Consider the following 19,784-nt stretch of genomic DNA (forward strand, 5'->3'; position numbering starts at 1 on the left):
GCAAAACGGTAAATTTTAAACCCTAAAAACAATCTTTGTCTTTTGGGTGTTGTTTATACCGGTTGTGCAAACCGCCAATGGTGTGTAACAGTCTGGGGCCGGGGGGGGGGGCGGGGCCGCCCCCCCCCACTCCCGCACGATCGGTCAGATGTCCAGGAACCGGACGTCCTTGGCGTTGCGCTGGATGAACGACCGGCGCGCTTCGACGTCCTCACCCATCAGCACGCTGAACAACTCGTCGGCGGTTGCCGCGTCGTCGAGAGTGACCTGACGCAGGGTACGCGTCGCCGGGTTCATCGTGGTTTCCCACAGCTCGGGATAATTCATCTCGCCGAGGCCCTTGAAGCGCTGGATGTCGTCCGGCTTGGCGTTCGGCTTCTTCTGCTGGCGCAGCGCGATCAGCCCGTCCCGCTCACGGTCGGAGTAGGCGTACTGCGCGTCGTCGCCCTTCTTGTTCCACTTGATCTTGTAGAGCGGCGGTGCGGCCAGGTAGACGTGGCCCAGCTCGACGAGTGGACGCATGAAGCGGAACAGCAGGGTGAGCAGCAGCGTCTGGATGTGCTGGCCGTCGACGTCGGCGTCGGCCATCAACACCACCTTGTGGTAGCGCAGCTTCTCCATGTCGAAGTCGTCGTGGATGCCGGTGCCCAGCGCGGTGATCAGCGCCTGGACCTCGTTGTTCTTCAGCACCCGGTCGATCCGGGCCTTCTCCACGTTGAGGATCTTGCCGCGGATCGGCAGGATCGCCTGGGTCCGTGGGTCGCGGCCCTGCTTGGCTGAGCCTCCGGCCGAGTCGCCCTCGACGATGAACACCTCGGACTCGCGCGGGTCGGTGGACTGGCAGTCGGCCAGCTTGCCCGGCATCGAGCCGGATTCCAGCAGCGACTTGCGCCGGGCCAGCTTGCGCGCCTGCTGCGCGGCGATCCGGGCGCGGGCGGCCTGCGACGCCTTCGTGATGATCATCTTGGCCTCGGCCGGGTTGCGGTCGAACCAGTCGACCAGCCACTCGTTGCAGACCCGCTGCACGAAGCTCTTCACCGGTGTGTTGCCGAGCTTGGTCTTGGTCTGACCCTCGAACTGCGGGTTGGCCAGCTTGACCGAGATGATCGCCGCGAGCCCTTCGCGGATGTCCTCGCCGGAGAGCTTCTCGTCGCCCTTGAGTAGCTTCTTGTCGGTGCCGTACCGATTGACCACGCTGGTCAGCGCGGACCGGAAGCCCTCCTCGTGGGTGCCGCCCTCGTGGGTGTTGATCGTGTTGGCGAAGGTGTAGACCGACTCGCCGTACGACTCGTTCCACTGCATGGCGATCTCGACCGACATGCCCTCCTCCTCGGCGCCGAACTCCACCACCGTCTTGTGGATCGGGTTCTTGGAGGCGTTGAGGTGCCGGACGAAGTCGGCGATGCCGCCCTCGTAGTAGAAGGTCACCTCGCGCTGCCGGCCGTCCTCCTCCTCGGCCACCCGCTCGTCGAGCAGGTGGATGCGCAGGGCGCGGTTGAGGAAGGCCATCTCCTGTAGGCGTCGGTAGATGGTCTGGAAGTCGAAGTCGACGGTCTCGAACACGTCGGGGTCGGGCCAGAAGGAAACCGCCGAGCCGTTGCGGTCGGTGGCCTCGCCCTTCTCCAGCGGGCTCGGCTTGGAGTTGGTGTAGTGCTGCCGCCACACCGAACCGGACTTGTGGATCTCGACGAACATCTTGGTGGAGAGCGCGTTCACCACGGAGACACCGACGCCGTGCAGGCCGCCGGAGACCGCGTACGCCTTGCCGTCGAACTTGCCACCCGCGTGCAGGATGGTCAGCGCGACCTCGACACCCGGCTTCTTGAGCTTCGGGTGAAGGTCGACGGGGAAACCTCGGCCGTTGTCGGTGACCCGGACGCCGCCGTCGGCGAGCAGCACCACGTCGATGGTGTCGCAGTATCCGGCGAGCGCCTCGTCGACCGCGTTGTCGACGACTTCCCAGACGAGGTGGTGCAGACCGCGCTCGCCGGTGGACCCGATATACATACCGGGCCGCTTGCGGACCGCCTCCAGCCCCTCGAGAACGGTGATCGACTCTGCGCCGTACTCCTGCTTGTCCTGCGCTGCCACCTTCGGCCACTTTCTCGCGTCAGCCACGCCGGTAGGGCGCGTCGGGCGCGGGTTCGGCGGACATGGACGCGACGTCGGCGCGTGGACCGGTGCCGGAGACATCCGGACAGCGGGTCGAACGCGCCGGTCGCCGCGGTTGCCCGCGGATCGCGATCGGCTCGACCCGACGTGGAGAATGAATCTGGGGCCACCGGCCCCGTCGCTCTCCCACACCGGGTCTTCGTCTCGCTGTCAATCCTACTGTGCGCGGGGGACAGAACCACCACTCGGCACCCTCAGAGAGGCGGCTGAGAAGTCCATAGCCGGCAGAACCCCGTTGCCCACGACTCCCCCCACACGCCAGGGTCCGATGGCACGCGCCGTCCCCGAACGGGTTGACCCGCGCTCGGGCGGGTCGGGGGTCGCGGCCGAAGCGTCCGTGCCGTACGTTTGCGGCGCTCCGGTACCAGGCTTGATCTTTACCGGCCGGAACCGGGACGATCGACTCGATCGACCCGACACGTGCTCTTTAAGAGGTGACAGATGGGGCTGGACAACGTCGCGGTGCACTGGCCGCGGACCGGCCGCTTCTACGATCCGGTCGCGCCGGCCGAGTTCGTCGACTTCGGCGAGATCGTCGACGTGCCGCGCATCTCCGCGCCGACGGCGGCGCTGGCCGAGCTGATCGCGAAGACCGGCACCATCCGGGCCACCGCGTACACCGAGTTGGTGGATCTCCTCCTCGGCCTCGAAGGTGTGTTGTACGCCACAGATGCCGCGGCCGAGGACGAGGACCCGGTGATCGACCCGGACGGCTGCTCCTGGATCGCCAGCGGCATCGAGCGGTTCGTGGCGGGGCACCGCACGTACGGCGAGGCGGTGACCTTCGAGTCGGTGAGCACGGTGCTGCGCTCGTTGCTCGGTGACGGCAGGTTGGCCGAGCAGCAACTGCGGTGGTTGGAGAGCCGGCTCGACGCGCTGCGCGACGAGCGCGGCGATCCGCCGCAGTGGAACTTCACCTGCGCCGAGTTGGGCGTCCTGGCGGCGTTCTACCGGCGCTGCGCCGAGCGCGGCTTCGCCGTCTACGCCGACGCCTGAGCCGCCGCGTCACGCTCCGAGGCGGCCGGCCGGTTGGCCGCCGAGATCACCTGGGTGAGCACGGCGTGCAGGTGTTGTAGGTCGGCGACGGGCAGCCCGAGTCGCTGCACGATCGCGGCCGGGATCAGCTCCGCCTGGCTGCGCAGCGCGGCACCACTGGCGGTGAGGGTGACGGCGAGGCTGCGCTCGTCGCCGGGGTCGCGTTCCCGGCGCAGGTAGCCGGCGGCTTCGAGTCGCTTGAGCAGGGGTGAGAGCGTGCCCGGGTCGAGCTGCAACAGGCGGCTGAGGTCACGGCCGGACAGCGGCGCGTGCTGCCAGAGCGCCAACATCACCAGGTACTGCGGATGGGTCAGCCCCATTGGTTCGAGGAGTGGCCGGTAGACGGCCACCACGCTGCGCGCGGCCACCGAGAGGGCGAAGCAGACCTGCTGCTCCAACGCCAACGGGTCGACGCGATCCGGTCGTTCGGTCATCGGTTGCCCTTAGCAAGCACGGTGACTACTGTACCGATCATTGGTGTACCAATCGTTGGTGCCCCAATCGACCGCTCGTTCGGTGGGCGGACGACCGCGCGGCGGAAGAGGACGGCAGATGAGTGAGGACGGCGCGACCACCAGGGCCCCGGGCGAGGGCGGCCGACTCCTGAGCTGGGCGTTCCGGCATCTCGCCGGCCCTGCCGAGGGTGTCAGGGGTGCGGTGCAGGGCGGCTCGGCCGAGGCCCGGGAGGCGTGGAAACGCGACCTGGCCGAGCGCAAGCGCTTCACCCGGGAGCAGCGCGAACGCAGGCGAGCGGCCCGCGAGGCCGATCGGCGGCGCTGAGGGGTCGACTCAGCCGTACGTGTCGCGCGGGCCGCGGCCGCGTACCCGGCGTGGCCCCTTCCCCCAGGAGGGCGCGGCCGGGCCGTGGATGTGCAGCTTGCGCACCACGTTGTGGCCGACCTCGCTGGCGATCTGCTTGAGCAGCGAGCCGGCGAGCAGGCGCAGTTGGGTCGCCCAGGCCGTCGAGCGTGCCTCGACGGTCAGCTCGCCGTTCTCCAGCTTGACCGGGCGGCTGTTCTGCGCGACCTCCGCGCCGACGACGCGCTCCCAGGCACCGAACACGGTGGCCTCGGCCGCCGGCTGCTGCCAGCCACGCGCCTTCACCAGCCGGTTGAGCACGGCACTGAGCGGCTGCGGGTCGCGCGGGTCGGGGCCCGGGCCGGAGTAGCCACGCAGCCGCCGCCCCGATCCGCCGGCCGCGTCGCCGCCGGCGCCACCCGGGGTACGTCGGGCGCGGGCCGCCGCCTGCCGTCGGGACAGCGCCGCGTCGAGCACCGCACGCGCCAGCTCCGGCCCGGCGGGCGCCGACTCACCGCCTGTCGCTTCCGACCCGGGGGTACGCGCGGCTGCGGCGTCACCCTTGCCCGTCTGCGGTCGGCGGGGACGTGGCTCATCCGACACGGCGTACCGTCCCTTCGCCCACCTGGTAGCGGGTGCCGCGCAGGGCCGCCGGCACGTCGTCGTCCACCGCGCAGGTGACGAGCAGTTGGCTCGCCCCGCCGACCAGCTCCGCCAGCCGCTCCCGGCGGCCGGTGTCCAACTCGGCGAAGACATCGTCGAGCACCAGAACCGGCTCGATGCCGTCGGCGCGCAGCAGATCGTAACCGGCCAGCCGCAACGCGAGCGCGAACGACCACGACTCGCCGTGGCTGGCGTACCCCTTGGCGGGCAGTGGCCCGAGGGTCAACGCCAGCTCGTCGCGGTGCGGGCCGACCAGGGTGGTGCCCCGTTCGATCTCGGCGGAGCGGGACGCCGCCAGGGCCGCCGTCAGCGCCTCGGCCAGTGTGGCCCGGTCGGTGGTCGGCTCGGCAAGCTCGATCGAGGGTCGGTAGGCGATGCTCGCCGCGCCCCGACCGGCGGCCACCGCGTCGTACGCCTTGGCGACGTGCGGGGTGAGCGCGGCCACCAGTTCCAGGCGGCCGGCGAGCAGTTCCGCGCCGTGCTGGGCCAGGTGGGTGTCCCAGACGGCGAGGGTGCCGAGATCGCCGCCGCGCGACCCACCGGTCTTGCGGGCCAGGTACGCGGTGCGCAGCAGGGCGTTGCGTTGCTTGACCACCCGCTCGTAGTCGGCCCGCACACCCGCGAACCGGGGTTGCCGGTTGACCAGCAGGTCGTCCAGGTAGCGGCGACGTTCGGACGGGTCGCCCCGGACCAGCTCGAGGTCTTCCGGTGCGAAGAGCACGAGTCGCAGGGCGCCGAGCACGTCCCGGGCCCGCCGCGCCGGTGAGCGGCCCAGCCGGGCCCGGTTGGCCTTGCCGGGCACGATCTCCAGCTCGACCAGGAGCTCCCGGCCGTCGTGCACCACGGCGCAGCGGATCACCGCGGCGGTGGCGCCCATCCGGACCAGCGGCGCGTCGGTGGCGACCCGGTGCGAGTCCAGGGTCGCCACGTACCCCAGCGCCTCGACGAGGTTGGTCTTGCCGACGCCGTTGGCGCCGGTCAGGACGTTCGCCCCCGGCTGGAGGTCGACGGCCACCCGCTCGTACGAGCGGAAGTCGACAAGTTCCAGTCGGTGGACATACACAGGGTGTGGATACCGCTCAGCGCTTGTGGACGGCGTGGCCGCCGAACTGCTGGCGCAGCGCGGAGACGGCCTTCATGGCGGGTGATTCGTCGTCCTGCCGCGAGTTGAACCGGGCGAACAGCGAGGCGGTGATGACGTTCAGCGGCACCGCCAGCCGGACCGCCTCGTCGACCGTCCAGCGGCCCTCGCCGGTGTCCTCGGTGTAGGCGCTCAGGTCGGCCAGCTCCGGGTCCTCGTCGAGTGCCCGGTCGAGCAGGTCGAGCAGCCAGGAACGGACGACCGTGCCCTCCCGCCAGGACTTGATGACCCCGGGCACGTTCGTCACCAGCTCCGAGGCGGTCATCAACTCGTAGCCCTCGGCGTAGGCGTGCATGAGGCCGTACTCGATGCCGTTGTGCACCATCTTCGAGTAGTGCCCGGCACCTACCGGGCCGGCGTGCACGAAGCCGAACTCGCCCTCCGGCTTGAGCGCGTTGAAGATCGGCATCAGCCGGTCGACGTGCTCCTGGGCGCCGCCGACCATCAGCCCGTAGCCGTTCTGCCGGCCCCAGACGCCACCGGACACGCCGACGTCGAGGTAGCCGATGCCCAACTCGTTGAGCCGCTCGGCCCGGGGTGCGTCGTCGCTGAAGCGGGAGTTGCCGCCGTCGATGATGATGTCGCCCTCGCCGAGCACCTCGGCGAGGGCGTCGATGGTGGCGTCGGTGACACCGGCGGGCACCATGACCCAGACCACGCGCGGCGACTCAAGCTTCTCTGCCAGGCCCGCGAGGGTCGGGACGTCGCTCAGCTGCGCGTTGTGGTCGAAACCGACAACGTCGTGACCGGCGGCGCGCAACCGCTCCCGCATGTTGCCGCCCATCCGGCCGAGTCCTACAAGGCCGAGCTGCATGTGTTTCTACCTCCGTGGATCTGGGTGTTGCTGGGCGCGATCAGCGCGAGACGCGGATCGGCATGATGAGGTACCGGTACCCCGGAATTACCTCTCCATCCTCGTCGGCGGGTGAGATCACCGCGGGCTTGAAGGCGTCGACGAACGAGAGCACGGCGGTCTGGGACCCCAGGTTGGCCAGGCCATCGATGAGGTACTGCGGGTTGAAGCCGATGGTCAGCGCGTCGCCGGTGAAGGTGGCCTCCATGGCCTCGCTGGCCCGCGCCTCCTCGGAACCGCCGGCCTCGACCACCAGGCCGTCGGCGCTGAAGCTCAACAGCACCGGAGTGGCCCGCTCGGCGACCAACGCGACCCGCTTGACCACCTCGATCAGGGTGCTGACCGGCACCCGGGCGGCGGCGTTGTGGGTGGCCGGGAAGAGCGAACGCACCGGCGGGTAGTTGGCGCCGTCGAGCAGGCGGCTGGTGGTGCGCCGGGTGCCGCCGGCCAGACCGACCATGCCCTCACCGGCAGCGCCCTGGGCGAGGGCGAGCGTGACCTCGCCGCCCAGCGGGCCGAGGGCCTTGGCGGTGTCGTTCAGGGTGCGGGCGGGCACCAGGGCGTTGATGCTGACCTCGGGGTCGTCCGGCTGCCACTTGATCTCGCGCAGCGCCAGCCGGTATCGGTCGGTGGCGAGCATCGACAGCGTGTCGCCGGAGAGCTCGACGCGGACGCCGGTCATCATCGGCAGCGTCTCGTCCCGGCCGGCGGCGATGGCCACCTGGGAGACGGCTGTGGCGAACGCGGCGGCGTCGACGGTGCCGGCACTCTGCGGCATCTCGGGCAGCGCGGGATAGTCCTCCACCGGCATGGTGGGCAGGGTGAACCGGGCGCTGCCGCAGACCAACTCGAGGTGGGCGCCGACCGCGGCGATGTCGACCGGCTTGGCCGGCAGCGCCTTGGTGATCTCGGCGAGCAGACGGCCGGAGACGAGCGCGGCGCCGTCGGCGTCGCCCTGCACCTCGACTGTCACCTGGCTGGAGACCTCGTAGTCGAACCCGGAAACCCGCAGGTTGCCGTCGGTGACCCGGAGCATCACCCCGGCGAGCACCGGGACGGATGGCCGGTTGGGCAGGCTCTTCGCGGTCCACGCCACGGCCTCGGCGAGCGCGTCGCGCTCCACTCGGAACTTCATCAATGCCTCCGCGTCGACGTCAGCGACAACTCTCTCATGCCGACCGCTGCCTACCGTCCCGCCCGACCGTGCGGGTACCCATCGCACCTTAGGGCGCGTGGGTATCGGCTGTGCGCCCGACCCCATGGTTCGTGTCGGTGCTGACCGGGTGATCGGGCAGCGTTCGGCACGATCCACAGAAAGCCCAACGGTGATGATTGGTTTTTGTTCTCTTAGAAGAGATAACTCATCGTCTTCATCGCACCTGTGCAAACTGTGGAAAACCCGAGTCTGCCCAGGTCAGACAGGTTATCTACAGGTGATTTAGCTGTGGAGAACCAGGGGTAAAACCGGCTCGCCTGTCCACAGCCCGGTCTCGGCGCTCGGTTGTCCACCGTTATCCACCGGTTGTCCACCGGTAATCCACCGACTTTCTCCCCAAGCCTGTGGACGACGATGAAGATCACCTTGGCCGTCATCCCCAGAACCTTCAACAGCTCGTACACAGGGCGACGGTCATCGGTGGATAACGTGACGGTTGTCCCCAGGCGTCCACAGCTCCGTACACAGGGTTTCTCCACAGCCTGTGGGTAACCGGCGAAGGACGGACCGTAGTTATCCACCGACGGTGGACAACGAGCTGTGGACAACGAGTGGGCGTCGAGGCGGTCACGGCCTCCATGCTGTGGCCTACACCATGTCGAGAGTCCAGTCGGAGAGCCGAAAAACGCCCGACCGGAGATCCGGGCGGGCGTTCCCTGGGCTGCGTGCCGCCACGACGGTGGCGTACGCCTCAGCTGTTCTGCTTGATCCGGTTGGTCAGCTCGGCGATCTGGTTGTAGAGCGAGCGGCGTTCCGCCATCTGCTGCCGGATCTTCCGGTCGGCGTGCATCACCGTGGTGTGGTCCCGGCCACCGAAGGCCTGCCCGATCCGGGGCAGGGACAGCTCGGTCAGCTCCCGACACAGGTACATGGCCACCTGCCGGGCGTTGACGAGCACGCGGGACCTGGACTGACCACGCAGGTCCTCCAGGCTCACCCCGAAGTAGTCGGCGGTCGAGGCCATGATCTGGTCGGCGTTGATCTCCGGCCCGGCGCCGTCGGGCATGAAATCCCGAAGCACCTCCTCGGCCAGCGACAGCTCGACTGTCGACCGGGTCAGGCTGGCGAACGCCGTCACCCGGATCAGCGCACCCTCCAGCTCGCGGATCGAGTTCGACACCCGGGACGCGATGAACTCCAACACGTCCGGCGGGGCGTACATCCGCTCCTGCGCCGCCTTCTTCTGCAGGATCGCGATCCGGGTCTCCAGATCCGGTGGCTGGATGTCGGCCAGCAGCCCCCACTCGAACCGGGTGCGCATCCGGTCCTCCAGGGTGGCGAGCTGACGCGGCGACCGGTCCGAGGTGATCACGATCTGCTTGTTGGCGTTGTGCAGGGTGTTGAAGGTGTGGAAGAACTCCTCCTGCGTACGCTCGCGGTTCTCCAGGAACTGGATGTCGTCGATCAGCAGGATGTCGACGTCGCGGTAGCGCCGCTGGAACGCGCTCGTCTTGTCGTCCCGGAGCGAGTTGATGAAGTCGTTGGTGAACTCCTCGGTCGAGACGTACCGGACCGAGCGGGCGTTGCCGAGTGTCGTGGCGTAGTGCCCGATGGCGTGCAGCAGATGCGTCTTGCCCAACCCGGAGTGCCCGTAGATGAACAGCGGGTTGTACGCCTTCGCCGGTGACTCCGCCACCGCCACGCTCGCCGCGTGCGCGAACCGGTTGGACGAGCCGATGACGAACGTCTCGAACATGTACTTCGGGTTGAGCCGGTTGCCGCCGGTGTCGGCGCCGGGCAACCGGCGGTCGTCGCGGCCACCCGTGCGGTGGTCCACTCCGCTTCGACCCGGGCCGCTGTCGGTTCCGCTGTCGCGGGGCATCGAGCGGATCACGTGTTGGTCGCGCGGCGACCCCGAATCGTCCCGGTAGCGCGGCTCGTAGGGTCGGGTGTCCGGGCCGGGCGGGTCGAGGCGAGCGGCCTGATCGTCGTAGCCACGACGATCAGGCCCGGGGCGCGACGGCCGCATCGGTTCGGCGAACGCGGCGCTGAACAGCGCTTCCTGCCCGTCCCTGCTGGACGGGATCAGACCGGACCGGTGCCCGTCGATGCTCGGCGCGAGTGGTGGACCCCCCGGTGGGGGTGGCGGGACCGGGTCGGGCATCCGGGCGGCGTGGGTCTGCTCGGGGATCATCGGGTCGTTGCCCGGCCGAGGACCGTGATCGTCGTCGAGTGGCGCGGCGGCCGGGCCCTCGACGTCGATCGGCCCGATCTCCGGTGCGCTCCGGTAGACGGTGCCGGCCGGTCGGCCCGTGGCGTCCTCGGCCACGCGCACGGTGACCGCGACCTGGATCGGACGACCGAGCCGACGGGTGAGCGCCTCGGTGATCGCCGGGCGCAGTCGTGACTCGATGACGTCGCGGGTGAACGCGTCCGGCACGGAGAGCAGCGCGGTGTCCTCGACGATCGCCCGCAGCCGGGTCAGTCGGAGGTAGGCACGCTGCTGGGCAGAGATGATCTCGTCGGCTAGCTCGTCGGTCGCCGCTAACCACACTGCGGCAAGGTCGGTTGTACCGGCCACCGTCGTGCCACCCCCTCGCCTCTGCTCCCGGCCGCCGCTGTCTGCCAGCCGGCCATCCCGGGCCCGCCGCGTTCGCGGGTGGAACAACACCCACCCGGACGGTCGACCGGTGGTCATCCACAAGTTATCCACAGCCTGTGTACCGACCGATTGTGGCCGCCGCCGGACGCGGGTGCGACCTGCCCCCTGCCTGACCGGGCGCTGAAGCGGGTTCACCGTGCCGAACGATTCACTACCTTGTCCGGTCTTGCCTGCGCGACGACCGGAGCTTCCGACGCTCACCGCAATCGGGCACGGTAACAGCGTTGTCCCTGCGCCATCAACCGGCGACGCGGTGACACCCTTGTCGGCATCAGCGAAAACCACCGTTCGACCCCGGGCGCGTCCTGTTGTCCGCTCCTCGGGGTGTTTGACGGCCATTGCCCCCCTGCGTAGGCTGGAACGGCTGCTTTCTCGCCCTCTGCTAGGGTGATGGGTGCTTGCTGTCCGCGGTCGCATCCCCGCGTCGTCGAGGTCCCGCACCACCGGACAGCACCGATCGGGGGCCACCGTCGAGGTGGCCTGGACCACCACACGACCCCGGCGATCCCGTCGCGCGGGGCGCGTACGAAAACGGAGAGCCTGACGTGAGCAAGCGCACCTACCAGCCGAACAACCGCCGGCGCGCGAAGACCCACGGCTTCCGGCTGCGCATGCGCACCCGTGCCGGCCGTGCCATCCTCTCGAGCCGTCGCGCCAAGGGTCGCACCACCCTGTCGGCCTGAGCCGACCGGGCCGGTCAGGGGACGTGGGCAGTCGTGCTGGCCGCCGCGCAACGACTGCGGCGCAGCACTGACTTCGCCGCAGCGGTTCGCGGTGGCCGACGCGTCGGACGTGGCGCCGTCGTGGTCCACCTGACCGTGCCGGTGAGCACCGAACCCAGCACACCGACCTCGCCGGAGCCGGTGCGGGACAACAGTGCGGAGCAGTCGTCCGTGCCGTCCCGTGCCGGCTTCGTCGTGTCCAAGGCCGTCGGCAACGCGGTGATCCGTAACCGGGTCAAGCGTCGGCTGCGGGCACTGGTCCAGGACCGGTTGACCGCCCTGCCCGCCGGCAGCACCCTTGTCGTCCGGGCGCTGCCGGCCGCGGCGCAGGCGTCCTACCCGCGCCTCGCCATCGACCTGGATGCCGCCATCGCGGTCGCCCGGTCGCCCCGCGAGCGGCGGTCCCGATGACCGGCACCGAGAAGGCCAGCCCACGTCCGCGGACAACCGGTGCCAAGGTGCTGATCGCGCCCATCATCGCGTACCGTCGGTGGATAAGTCCGGCGCTGCCGGCCCGCTGTCGGTTCTACCCGTCGTGCAGTGCGTACGCCCAGGAGGCGATCGTTCGGCACGGCGCGCTCCGGGGAGCCACGCTGGCGGTCCGGCGGCTGTTGCGCTGCCACCCCTTTCACCCTGGTGGACATGACCCGGTGCCGGAGCCGGGCGGCCGCCGCCGTGCTGATGTGACTGGAGCCCCGAATTGAGTCTGAGTCTCGACTGGATCTACTACGCGATTTCGTGGATCCTGCTGACCTGGCACTCTGCCTGGGACGCCATCGGGGTGCCGGTCGGCTCGGTGATCGGCACCAACTTCGCCTGGATCCTGTCCATCATCTTCCTGGTGGTCACCGTCCGGGTGATCCTGTTCCCGGTCTTCGTCAAGCAGATCAAGTCCCAGCGGGCGATGCAGGCGCTCCAGCCCAAGGTCAAGGAGCTTCAGGAGAAGCACAAGGGTGACCGGGAGACGCTCCAGAAAGAAATGATGGAGCTCTACAAGAAGGAGAAGGCCAACCCGCTGATGGGTTGCCTTCCGATGTTCCTTCAGATCCCGGTCTTCCTGGGCCTCTTCCACACGTTGAAGCGGCTGGACCCGGCGAACGGCGGCAAGACGCTGTACGGGTGGACCGTCAACCAGTTCGAGAGCGCCTCGCAGGCGAAGCTCTTCACCGCCCCGATCGCCGGCAAGTTCGGCTCGACGGCCGACGAGTTGTCCCGCCTCGGCGCCACCGGCAGCACCGTGAAGATCATTGCTGGTGTCCTGGTCCTGGTCATGATCGCGACCACCTACCTGACCAGCCGTCAGATGATCCTGAAGACCGGTTGGGCCGAGGACCCGCAGCAGCGGATGATCCAGCGGCTGATGCTCTACGGCATCCCGGCATCGCTGCTGATCTCCGGCGCGATCTTCCCGATCGGCGTCATCATCTACTGGGTCACCAACAACCTCTTCACCCTCGGCCAGCAGCAGTGGGTACTGCGGAAGTTCCCGCCGCCGGTGACCGCCAAGAAGGCCGTCGCCCCCGCGGCCAACCGCAACCCGGTGCAGCCCGCCAAGTCCGGTGGTCTGTTCGGTCGTGGCAAGGCGGCCCCGCCGGCGCCGGTCAAGGCGACCGCGCCCAAGGTGGCCGGGCCGAAGCCCGGGGCCAAGCCGGCGAACAACCCGAAGAAGAGCCGTCCCGCCAAGCGGCAGGGCTGACCTACGCGGGCCGTCGCCGGGTGACCGGCGGCGGCCCGCTCCGCACCGTGCAGCCGCCGTCCCGGTGGCGCCGAGCGGAACCGACCGCGCATCCCGCGGCCACGGGCGACACTGCCCGTACAGACGTGCCCGCGGGCACCGGCGACCTCCCGCCGGCCCCGGGAAACCAGTCGGACCCGACGGTCCGGCCGAGTGAGTACGGAGATGAGACCGTGACCGAGACCAGCATCCCCCGCACCGAGCAGTCCCTGGACGAGGAGGAGACCGCGACGCTCGCGGTGGACGGCGACGACGCCGAGACCGACGAGGACAGCGCGGCCGACGAGGGCACCGATACCGCAGCCGCTGGCGGCCGAGTGAAGAAGGCCGTGAGCGAGGGCGACCTCTTCCAGCAGAGCGAGATCGCGGCCGACTACGTCGAAGGGCTCCTCGACATCCTCGACTACGACGGCGACATCGAGGAGTTGGTCGCCGCCGGACGACCCATGGTCGAGGTCGTCGGCGATCGCCTACAGAACCTGGTCGGTCAGCGCGGAGCCACCCTGGAAGCGCTCCAGGAGCTGACCCGCCTCGCCGTGTTCCGGCAGACCGGCACGCCGAGCCGCCTGCTGCTCGACGTCGGTGGCTACCGGGCGAACCGCCGCAAGGAACTCGCCGCGGTCGCCAAGAACGCCGTCGAGAAGGTCAAGGAGTACGGCGAGCCGGTCCGCCTGGAGGCAATGTCCGCGTTCGAGCGCAAGTGTGTGCACGACGTGGTCAACGCCATGTCCGGTGTGGCGAGCGAGTCCGAGGGTGTGGAGCCGGCCCGGCGCATCGTCGTACGGCCGGCGGACTGACGGGGTGACCCACCACGACAGCACGGCCGACGCCATGACCGGCCCGGGCGGCAAGCCGCTCGGGCCGTCCGCTGTCCAGCCCGCCGAGTCGGCCGACCTCGACACCGGCCCGTCACCAGAGGACGCGGCGCTGCCGCCCGAGCTGGCCCCGGCCGCGTCGACCCTCTTCGGCGACCGTCTCGACCTGGCCGCCGCGTACGCCGAGTTGTTGGTCACCGACGGGGTGGTCCGCGGCCTGATCGGCCCCCGCGAGGCACCTCGCATCTGGGATCGGCACCTCCTCAACTGCGCGGCGGTCGCCGAGCGGATCCCGTCCGGCGCGACGGTCCTCGACGTTGGCTCCGGAGCCGGTCTGCCAGGTCTGGTCCTGTCCATCGCGCGCCCCGATCTCACGGTCACCCTGATCGAGCCGCTGGCACGACGCACGTCGTTCCTGATCGAGGTCGTCGAGCGACTCGGCCTGGCCAAGTCGGTGCGGGTGTTCCGTGGGCGGGCCGACGAGGCGGCTACCGGTTCGAGTGGTCGGGACCCGATCAGCGGAGACGTGGTCACTGCCCGCGCGGTTGCACCACTGGATCGCCTGGCCGGCTGGAGTCTCCCCCTGGCGGTGCGTGGCGGCCGGCTGCTGGCGCTGAAGGGTTCGTCCGCGGCCGCGGAGATCGAGGAGCACACCGAGGTGGTGGCGCGACTCGGTGGCGGGAGGCCCACCCTGCACCTCTGCGGGACCGGGGTGATCGACCCGCCCACCACCGTCGTGGAGATCGTGCGCGAGCGGATGGTCGGCCCGGCACGCGCGGCGACCAACAAACGCTCCCGGAATGGCCGGACCCGCCGACACTGACACTTCGTGTGATCGGGCTTCCGGTCGGTGGGTTGCCTCGTTGTACCGGTACGGATGGACGAGGGGATGAGAACCCGACGTGGACCGGCCGCGCCCGTCCGCCGTAGGCTGACCGCGCGTCGATAGTGTGAAGCGGGCGACGGACGTCGCGGGGTCTCCGACCGCTCCCGAGGGCCGTACGCTCCGGGTTGCGAGCGTGGGTGTGGCCAAGTTGACCGGGGCGCGGACCGACCATCCGAAGCGGGCAGGGATGACAGGTGCATGACGACGGCAGGTACGACGATCCACGCGTGACCGGGTCGACAGACGATCCCGTTTCACGTGAAACCGACTACCCGAGCTGGTCGCCCGGAACGACCGGGCCTGCCGACGGCGATCCGTCGTTGTTCGGCGGAGATCCAGCGGTCCCACCGACCGGGCCCGAAGTGGTGGACCCGGCGGCTGTTCGCCGCACACCCGAGGGGCCGACCCGACCGGCAAATGTCGTCGAGGTGCGGCAGACGTCAGGCCGGCGCAACAGCGCCCGAGCGGTTCGCTTCGAGCCGGCGGTCCCGCACCAACCCGGCGCGTCGGCGGTACGGGACGCCGCGCCGGCGATCGCCGATGCGCCGGTCGCTTCGACCGACTCGTTGGCTGCCGTGGCAACCGACCCCACGTACGTTTCACGTGAAACCCCGACGCGCGAAGAGGATGACCCACCGTTGGCTATGGAGGCGATGCGCGCCGTGCAGATCCTGAATCCCAGTGGCGAGGTGACCATGCCTCGGCCGGACCGGACCCGGGTCATGTGCGTCGCCAACCAGAAGGGCGGCGTGGGCAAGACCACGACCACCGTCAACCTTGCAGTGGCGCTCGCCCTGCACGGCAACCGGGTGCTCGTGGTGGACCTCGATCCGCAGGGCAACGCCTCGACCGGGCTCAACGTCCCGCACCACACCGGCATCCCGGACGTCTACGACTGTCTGATCAACAGCGTGCCCCTGGCCGAGGTGGCGCAGGCGGTCGAGGGCATCCCCAACCTCTGGTGCGTGCCCGCGACCATCGACCTGGCCGGCGCCGAGATCGAACTCGTGTCGGTCGTGGCGCGGGAGTCACGCCTGGACCGGGCCATCGCCGCCTACCCGGGCGAGTTCGACTACGTCTTCATCGACTGCCCGCCGTCGCTCGGTCTGCTCACGGTCAACGCCCTCGTTGCCGCGCAGGAGGTGCTGATCCCGATCCAGTGCGAGTACTACGCCCTGGAAGGGCTCAACCAGCTGATCAACAACATCAACCTGGTGCGCCAACACCTCAACCCGAAGCTCGATGTCTCCACCATCCTCCTGACGATGTACGACAGGCGTACCCGGCTGGCCGACGCCGTCGAGCAGGATGTCCGGAACCACTTCGGCGACAAGGTTCTCCAGGCGGTCATCCCCCGCAACGTCCGGGTTTCCGAGGCTCCCAGCTACGGCCAGTCGGTGATGACCTACGATCCCGGATCGCGGGGAGCCACGAGTTACTTCGAGGCCGCCCAAGAGATCGCCGAGCGAGGCGTCAAGGAGCCGGTGGGTCGGAATGCGTAGTGCGGACGAGTCGCTGGGAGGCGAGGCATGAAGAACCGTCCTCGGGGCGGTCTGGGTAGGGGCCTGGGGGCGCTGATCCCGACCGGACCGGCGCCGGGTGCCGCCGGCACCGCAACGGTGGAGCCGGAGAACGAGCACTCGGTCGAGGCCGACGCCGCAGCCGCTCCGGCGGTCGCCGTCGCGACGCGGGTTCACGAGCCGGAGCCCGCGCTCAGCCCCGTACCCGGAGCACGATTCGCCGAGATTCCGGTCGACGCGATCCTGCCCAACCCGAAGCAACCCCGCCAGGTCTTCGACGAGGAGGCACTGGAAGAGCTCAAGACCTCGATCCAGGAGGTCGGCTTCCTCCAGCCCATCGTCGTCCGGCAGCTCGATGACGAGAAGTACGAGCTGGTGATGGGCGAGCGGCGTTGGCGTGCCGCCCAGGCGGTGGGGCGGGACAGCATTCCTGCCATCATCCGGGACACCCGGGACGACGCCATGCTCCGCGACGCCCTCCTGGAGAACATCCACCGGGCCAATCTGAACCCACTCGAAGAGGCCGCCGCCTACCAGCAACTGCTGGAGGAGTTCGGGGCCACCCACGAGGAGTTGGCCCGCAGGATCGGCCGGAGTCGCCCGCAGATCTCCAACACCATCCGGCTGCTGAACCTGCCGGCACAGGTGCAGCGCCGAGTTGCTGCGGGGATCCTGTCCGCGGGCCACGCCCGCGCCCTGCTGAGCCTCGACGAGACCGAGGCGCAGGAGCAGTTGGCGTTGCGGATCGTGGCCGAGGGCCTCTCGGTTCGGGCGACCGAGGAAATCGTCGCCCTGACGCTGAACGACGGGCCGGCGAAGGGGCAGGCCGCGAAGCGGCGGCCGAAGGCACACGCACCGGCCCTGACTGATCTCGCCGACCGGCTGTCCGATCGGTTCGACACTCGCGTGAAGGTCGACATCGGCCGGAGCAAGGGGAAGATCACCATCGAGTTCGCCACCGTGGACGACCTGGAGCGGATCGTCGGGATCATCGGAGTGCAGCAGGAGGAAGGCGGAGACTGAGCCGCCCCTCCGCCTACGGCCGCGCACCCGCCTCCGGGTAGCGCGGCCGTTCCGCTTCCGGCTCCCGCGTTTCACGTGAAACAGGCTGTCGATCTCTGTGGCCGGGGGCGAGGACTGTCGCGCTCGCGAGCCACAGCGGGTCAACCAGTCACCCGACGCCGCAACGCGTCTGTCCCCGCCACGGGCCACCGCGGGACGCGGTGGCCCGTGGCGGTGGCCCGCAATGATCGACTCGGTTTTCATGAAGTCGCGGTGTCCTGTCCAGTGCGATGCGCCGCTTTTCAGGAAACCGAGTCGATCATGCGCTACGCCGCACCGCCGAAAGCCCCCAGTCCCCTCGGGCCGGGCCGGCAGTCCGGTCCGGCGACCGATATGGCTCCACGGCGGCAATTGGAGCAACACCCGGGCGCGCGGCTCCCGTTTCACGTGAAACGGAGATCCACTGCCGGATGGGACCGTCCGGTCCTCCCCGGGGATGACCATGAGGTACCTGCGCGGCCGCTGAGTGGCCCGCTGCCGCTTCGTGTGCCGTAGGGGCACCTACGGTCGGTCCGGCACTTGTTACGACCTTCTCGACGCGCGTACGGCCCCGGAGCCAGCTCGCCGTCGCAGCCTGACGCTCGGCCAACCGCCTTCCGTTGTCTTCGGTGCCTGTTCGGTGGGCCCCGACGTGGAACCGCCAACGAGCGGTCGGCGCTGTCACACCTCCCGTGGCCCCAGCCAGCCCTCGCCCCTCAGCAATCCCAGCTCGTCGGGTCCAGGTAGGCGTCCGCGTCTCGTAGCGCCAGTCTCAGCGATCATGCCGGCCTGGAACCACACGTTGATGGCGGCGGCTCACCTCGGCGTCCCCGAAGGGCGTCTCGATCGCCGTTGTTCGCCCGTCGGACGACGCGTAGCTGCCCCTCCCAGGACGCGTCCTGCGGCCGAGCCGGACAGGTCGGTCCGCTCGGCCGGTGGCCGTCGATCCGTCATGGCCACGCGGTTCGGCGATCTTCCGACAACGACCGACCGGTGGAAAAGTTATCCACACCCGTTGTCCACAGGCACCCCCTGTTTCACGTGAAACAGCGCGTGAGAGCGGGTGTGAGCCTGTGGATGACGGCCCGTATTGGCGATCTCGGCAGCCTGTGGATACTGCTTCGGCGCTCGGTGGTGACGTGGCACACCCGATCGACGAAGAGCACTGATCTGGTCGATCGGGAGGGGTCAAACGGGTAGGGACAGGGGTGCCAGACTCGGTTAGGGTCAGCGTCGTGCACGACACCCCTCCCTCAGTCCCGGACTTCACTCAGTGGCCGTCGTTTCCCTTCGAGGGGGACCTCCACGTGAAACAACTCGATGATCCGGTCCCGGTCGAGCCGCCCCGGAAGGGCGAGGGCCTCCGGGAATGCACCGCCTGCAACGCGCCCGACGAGGCCTACATCTGGGTGGGCGAACGGTGGCGAGTCCGTGCCATGGACCGGCCCACCGGCCTGCCCATGGTGCTCATCCTGGAGTCGCGGACCCACCTCGACCTCGGCGACCTGCCGAACCTGCTTGCCGCCGAACTGGGCGTGATGACCGTCCGGCTGGAACGGGCCATCCGGTCGCTCGACGGTGTGGCGCGGGTGCACGTCAACCGGTGGGGAGACGGCTCGGCTCACCTGCACATGTGGTTCCTCGCCCGGCCGTACGGCCGCCTTCAGTTGCGGGGCACCTTCCTGTCGCTGTGGGATTCGATCCTGCCGCCGATCTCCGAGGCGCAGTGGCGGGAGAATCTGGCGCTCGTCGCCGCCTGGCTTGCCGAGTTCGGCGGTCGTCCGCTCGCTGAGCCACCCCGGATCCAGTGGCAGGCGCCGTCCAGCCTGCTGGCCCAGTCGGCCGCCGCGGATGCCGCTGCCGCTGCCGCTGCGGAGGCAGCCGCGACAGCGGCAGCCGCGACAGCGGCAGCCTCGGTCATCGAGGCCGCAGAGGAGACCTTGGAACCAGCGCCCGAGCCCATCGGCGCCACCGGTCAGATCGACGCGGACGGAGCACCCAACGCGGATCCCCTCGTCCTGGATGCCGGCCCTCCGGCCGACGTCGCCGAGCCGACCGGCGGAACCGCCGGATCGACATCCGCCACCAACGAGGCAACGGACACGTTCACCGCCTCACCATCCAACGCTTCGGCGTCCGGTACGCCGACAACCGCCCCGGCACCCGCCGCCGCTGGCACGGCGGACCCGCTCGCCGGCGGACCCACGGTTCTCGGCGGTGCCGAAGACCTCCCTGGCCCGCCGGGCGACACCGACGACGAGGCCACCACCGGCACGGCCGGGTATGCCGCCAAGCCGGCCGCCCTGCACAGCGGCACCGCCGACAGCGGCATCGCGCACAGCGGCACCGCCGACAGCGGCACCGCGCACAGCGGCACCGCCGACAACGGCACCGCGCACAGCGGCACCCCGGACAACGGCAATCCGCAGCGCAGCACCCCGGACAGTGGCACCGACGGTTCCGCACCCGCCGCACCGGCGCACGTCGACGGGCCGGACGCACCGGACGCACCGGCGGCTCGCTGACGGTGGACCGGCCATGAGGGTGGCGCGATGAACCGAGGCGTGCGGCAACCACGCCAACCT

At 69.7% G+C, this 19,784-nt stretch carries 18 protein-coding genes; 11 read left to right on the forward strand and 7 right to left on the reverse strand.

Going from position 1 to position 19,784, the window contains the following annotated elements; translation table 11 throughout:
- Positions 1 to 144: 144 nt before the first annotated feature.
- A complete protein-coding gene (gyrB, locus tag ACGFIW_RS29300; RefSeq protein WP_393322444.1) occupies positions 145 to 2,091 on the reverse strand; it encodes a DNA topoisomerase (ATP-hydrolyzing) subunit B in 1,947 nt (648 codons plus the stop codon).
- A gap of 522 nt (positions 2,092 to 2,613) precedes the next feature.
- On the opposite strand from gyrB, the gene ACGFIW_RS29305 reads away from it, so the two are divergent.
- Entirely contained in the window at positions 2,614 to 3,168 is a 555-nt protein-coding gene (locus tag ACGFIW_RS29305; protein WP_393322447.1) for a hypothetical protein, read from the forward strand.
- Here ACGFIW_RS29305 and ACGFIW_RS29310 read toward each other — a convergent pair.
- Entirely contained in the window at positions 3,153 to 3,641 is a 489-nt protein-coding gene (locus tag ACGFIW_RS29310) for a MarR family winged helix-turn-helix transcriptional regulator (RefSeq protein ID WP_393322450.1), read from the reverse strand. The genes ACGFIW_RS29305 and ACGFIW_RS29310 overlap by 16 nt on opposite strands.
- 118 nt (positions 3,642 to 3,759) lie before the next feature.
- On the opposite strand from ACGFIW_RS29310, the gene ACGFIW_RS29315 reads away from it, so the two are divergent.
- On the forward strand, positions 3,760 to 3,987 hold the full coding sequence (locus tag ACGFIW_RS29315) for a hypothetical protein (protein WP_393322453.1): 228 nt from the start codon (positions 3,760 to 3,762) through the stop codon (positions 3,985 to 3,987).
- 9 nt (positions 3,988 to 3,996) lie between these two features.
- Here the strand turns inward: ACGFIW_RS29315 and ACGFIW_RS29320 are convergent, their stop codons facing one another.
- The 5 genes from ACGFIW_RS29320 to dnaA all read right to left on the reverse strand — a co-directional run bounded on the left by ACGFIW_RS29320 (position 3,997) and on the right by dnaA (position 10,897).
- Positions 3,997 to 4,608, reverse strand: a complete 612-nt coding sequence (locus ACGFIW_RS29320; RefSeq protein WP_393322456.1) for a DUF721 domain-containing protein — start codon at positions 4,606 to 4,608, stop codon at positions 3,997 to 3,999.
- Entirely contained in the window at positions 4,598 to 5,731 is a 1,134-nt protein-coding gene (gene recF / locus ACGFIW_RS29325) for a DNA replication/repair protein RecF (RefSeq protein ID WP_357555022.1), read from the reverse strand. Before recF ends, ACGFIW_RS29320 begins: the two co-directional genes overlap by 11 nt.
- A 16-nt stretch (positions 5,732 to 5,747) precedes the next feature.
- Positions 5,748 to 6,623 carry a phosphogluconate dehydrogenase (NAD(+)-dependent, decarboxylating) gene (gene gnd / locus ACGFIW_RS29330; RefSeq protein WP_393322459.1) on the reverse strand — a complete coding sequence of 292 codons (876 nt, stop codon included), beginning with the start codon at positions 6,621 to 6,623 and terminating at the stop codon, positions 5,748 to 5,750.
- 40 nt (positions 6,624 to 6,663) lie between these two features.
- Positions 6,664 to 7,797, reverse strand: coding sequence for a DNA polymerase III subunit beta (gene dnaN, locus ACGFIW_RS29335; protein WP_393322462.1), 1,134 nt, complete (start codon positions 7,795 to 7,797; stop codon positions 6,664 to 6,666).
- Between the two features lie 772 nt (positions 7,798 to 8,569).
- Positions 8,570 to 10,897 carry a chromosomal replication initiator protein DnaA gene (gene dnaA / locus ACGFIW_RS29340; RefSeq protein WP_393322922.1) on the reverse strand — a complete coding sequence of 776 codons (2,328 nt, stop codon included), beginning with the start codon at positions 10,895 to 10,897 and terminating at the stop codon, positions 8,570 to 8,572.
- Between the two features lie 128 nt (positions 10,898 to 11,025).
- Between dnaA and rpmH the strand changes: the two genes are divergently transcribed.
- The 9 genes from rpmH (at position 11,026) to ACGFIW_RS29385 (ending at position 19,724) form a co-directional block, all read left to right on the forward strand.
- Positions 11,026 to 11,163 (forward strand): 50S ribosomal protein L34, encoded by a 138-nt coding sequence (gene rpmH / locus ACGFIW_RS29345; protein ID WP_007453904.1) that lies wholly within the window; start codon positions 11,026 to 11,028, stop codon positions 11,161 to 11,163.
- Between the two features lie 33 nt (positions 11,164 to 11,196).
- Entirely contained in the window at positions 11,197 to 11,613 is a 417-nt protein-coding gene (rnpA, locus tag ACGFIW_RS29350; protein WP_393322464.1) for a ribonuclease P protein component, read from the forward strand.
- On the forward strand, positions 11,610 to 11,906 hold the full coding sequence (yidD, locus tag ACGFIW_RS29355; protein WP_393322467.1) for a membrane protein insertion efficiency factor YidD: 297 nt from the start codon (positions 11,610 to 11,612) through the stop codon (positions 11,904 to 11,906). Before rnpA ends, yidD begins: the two co-directional genes overlap by 4 nt.
- A 2-nt stretch (positions 11,907 to 11,908) precedes the next feature.
- Positions 11,909 to 12,898, forward strand: coding sequence for a membrane protein insertase YidC (gene yidC, locus ACGFIW_RS29360; protein ID WP_393322925.1), 990 nt, complete (start codon positions 11,909 to 11,911; stop codon positions 12,896 to 12,898).
- 212 nt (positions 12,899 to 13,110) lie between these two features.
- Positions 13,111 to 13,734 carry a protein jag gene (locus ACGFIW_RS29365; protein WP_393322470.1) on the forward strand — a complete coding sequence of 208 codons (624 nt, stop codon included), beginning with the start codon at positions 13,111 to 13,113 and terminating at the stop codon, positions 13,732 to 13,734.
- Positions 13,735 to 13,738: 4 nt separating this feature from the next.
- A complete protein-coding gene (gene rsmG, locus ACGFIW_RS29370) occupies positions 13,739 to 14,575 on the forward strand; it encodes a 16S rRNA (guanine(527)-N(7))-methyltransferase RsmG (protein ID WP_393322473.1) in 837 nt (278 codons plus the stop codon).
- Positions 14,576 to 14,832: 257 nt separating this feature from the next.
- Positions 14,833 to 16,140 (forward strand): ParA family protein, encoded by a 1,308-nt coding sequence (locus ACGFIW_RS29375; RefSeq protein WP_393322476.1) that lies wholly within the window; start codon positions 14,833 to 14,835, stop codon positions 16,138 to 16,140.
- 27 nt (positions 16,141 to 16,167) lie between these two features.
- Positions 16,168 to 17,181, forward strand: a complete 1,014-nt coding sequence (locus ACGFIW_RS29380; protein WP_393322479.1) for a ParB/RepB/Spo0J family partition protein — start codon at positions 16,168 to 16,170, stop codon at positions 17,179 to 17,181.
- Between the two features lie 1,478 nt (positions 17,182 to 18,659).
- On the forward strand, positions 18,660 to 19,724 hold the full coding sequence (locus tag ACGFIW_RS29385; RefSeq protein ID WP_393322928.1) for a hypothetical protein: 1,065 nt from the start codon (positions 18,660 to 18,662) through the stop codon (positions 19,722 to 19,724).
- Positions 19,725 to 19,784: the final 60 nt, after the last annotated feature.

Origin of the sequence: Micromonospora sp. NPDC048935 (genome assembly GCF_043197875.1) — a bacterium.
Classification (GTDB): Bacteria; Actinomycetota; Actinomycetes; order Mycobacteriales; family Micromonosporaceae; genus Micromonospora.

Bases quoted from the DNA above. Each gene is read 5' to 3' on its own strand.
- ACGFIW_RS29380 (WP_393322479.1), top strand. From the start codon at position 16,168: ATGAAGAACCGTCCTCGGGGCGGTCTGGGTAGGGGCCTGGGGGCGCTG.
- dnaN (WP_393322462.1), bottom strand. From the start codon at position 7,797: ATGAAGTTCCGAGTGGAGCGCGACGCGCTCGCCGAGGCCGTGGCGTGG.
- yidD (WP_393322467.1), top strand. From the start codon at position 11,610: ATGACCGGCACCGAGAAGGCCAGCCCACGTCCGCGGACAACCGGTGCC.
- gnd (WP_393322459.1), bottom strand. From the start codon at position 6,623: ATGCAGCTCGGCCTTGTAGGACTCGGCCGGATGGGCGGCAACATGCGG.
- ACGFIW_RS29305 (WP_393322447.1), top strand. From the start codon at position 2,614: ATGGGGCTGGACAACGTCGCGGTGCACTGGCCGCGGACCGGCCGCTTC.
- ACGFIW_RS29385 (WP_393322928.1), top strand. From the start codon at position 18,660: ATGGTGCTCATCCTGGAGTCGCGGACCCACCTCGACCTCGGCGACCTG.
- dnaA (WP_393322922.1), bottom strand. From the start codon at position 10,897: ATGCGACCGCGGACAGCAAGCACCCATCACCCTAGCAGAGGGCGAGAA.
- ACGFIW_RS29315 (WP_393322453.1), top strand. From the start codon at position 3,760: ATGAGTGAGGACGGCGCGACCACCAGGGCCCCGGGCGAGGGCGGCCGA.
- ACGFIW_RS29310 (WP_393322450.1), bottom strand. From the start codon at position 3,641: ATGACCGAACGACCGGATCGCGTCGACCCGTTGGCGTTGGAGCAGCAG.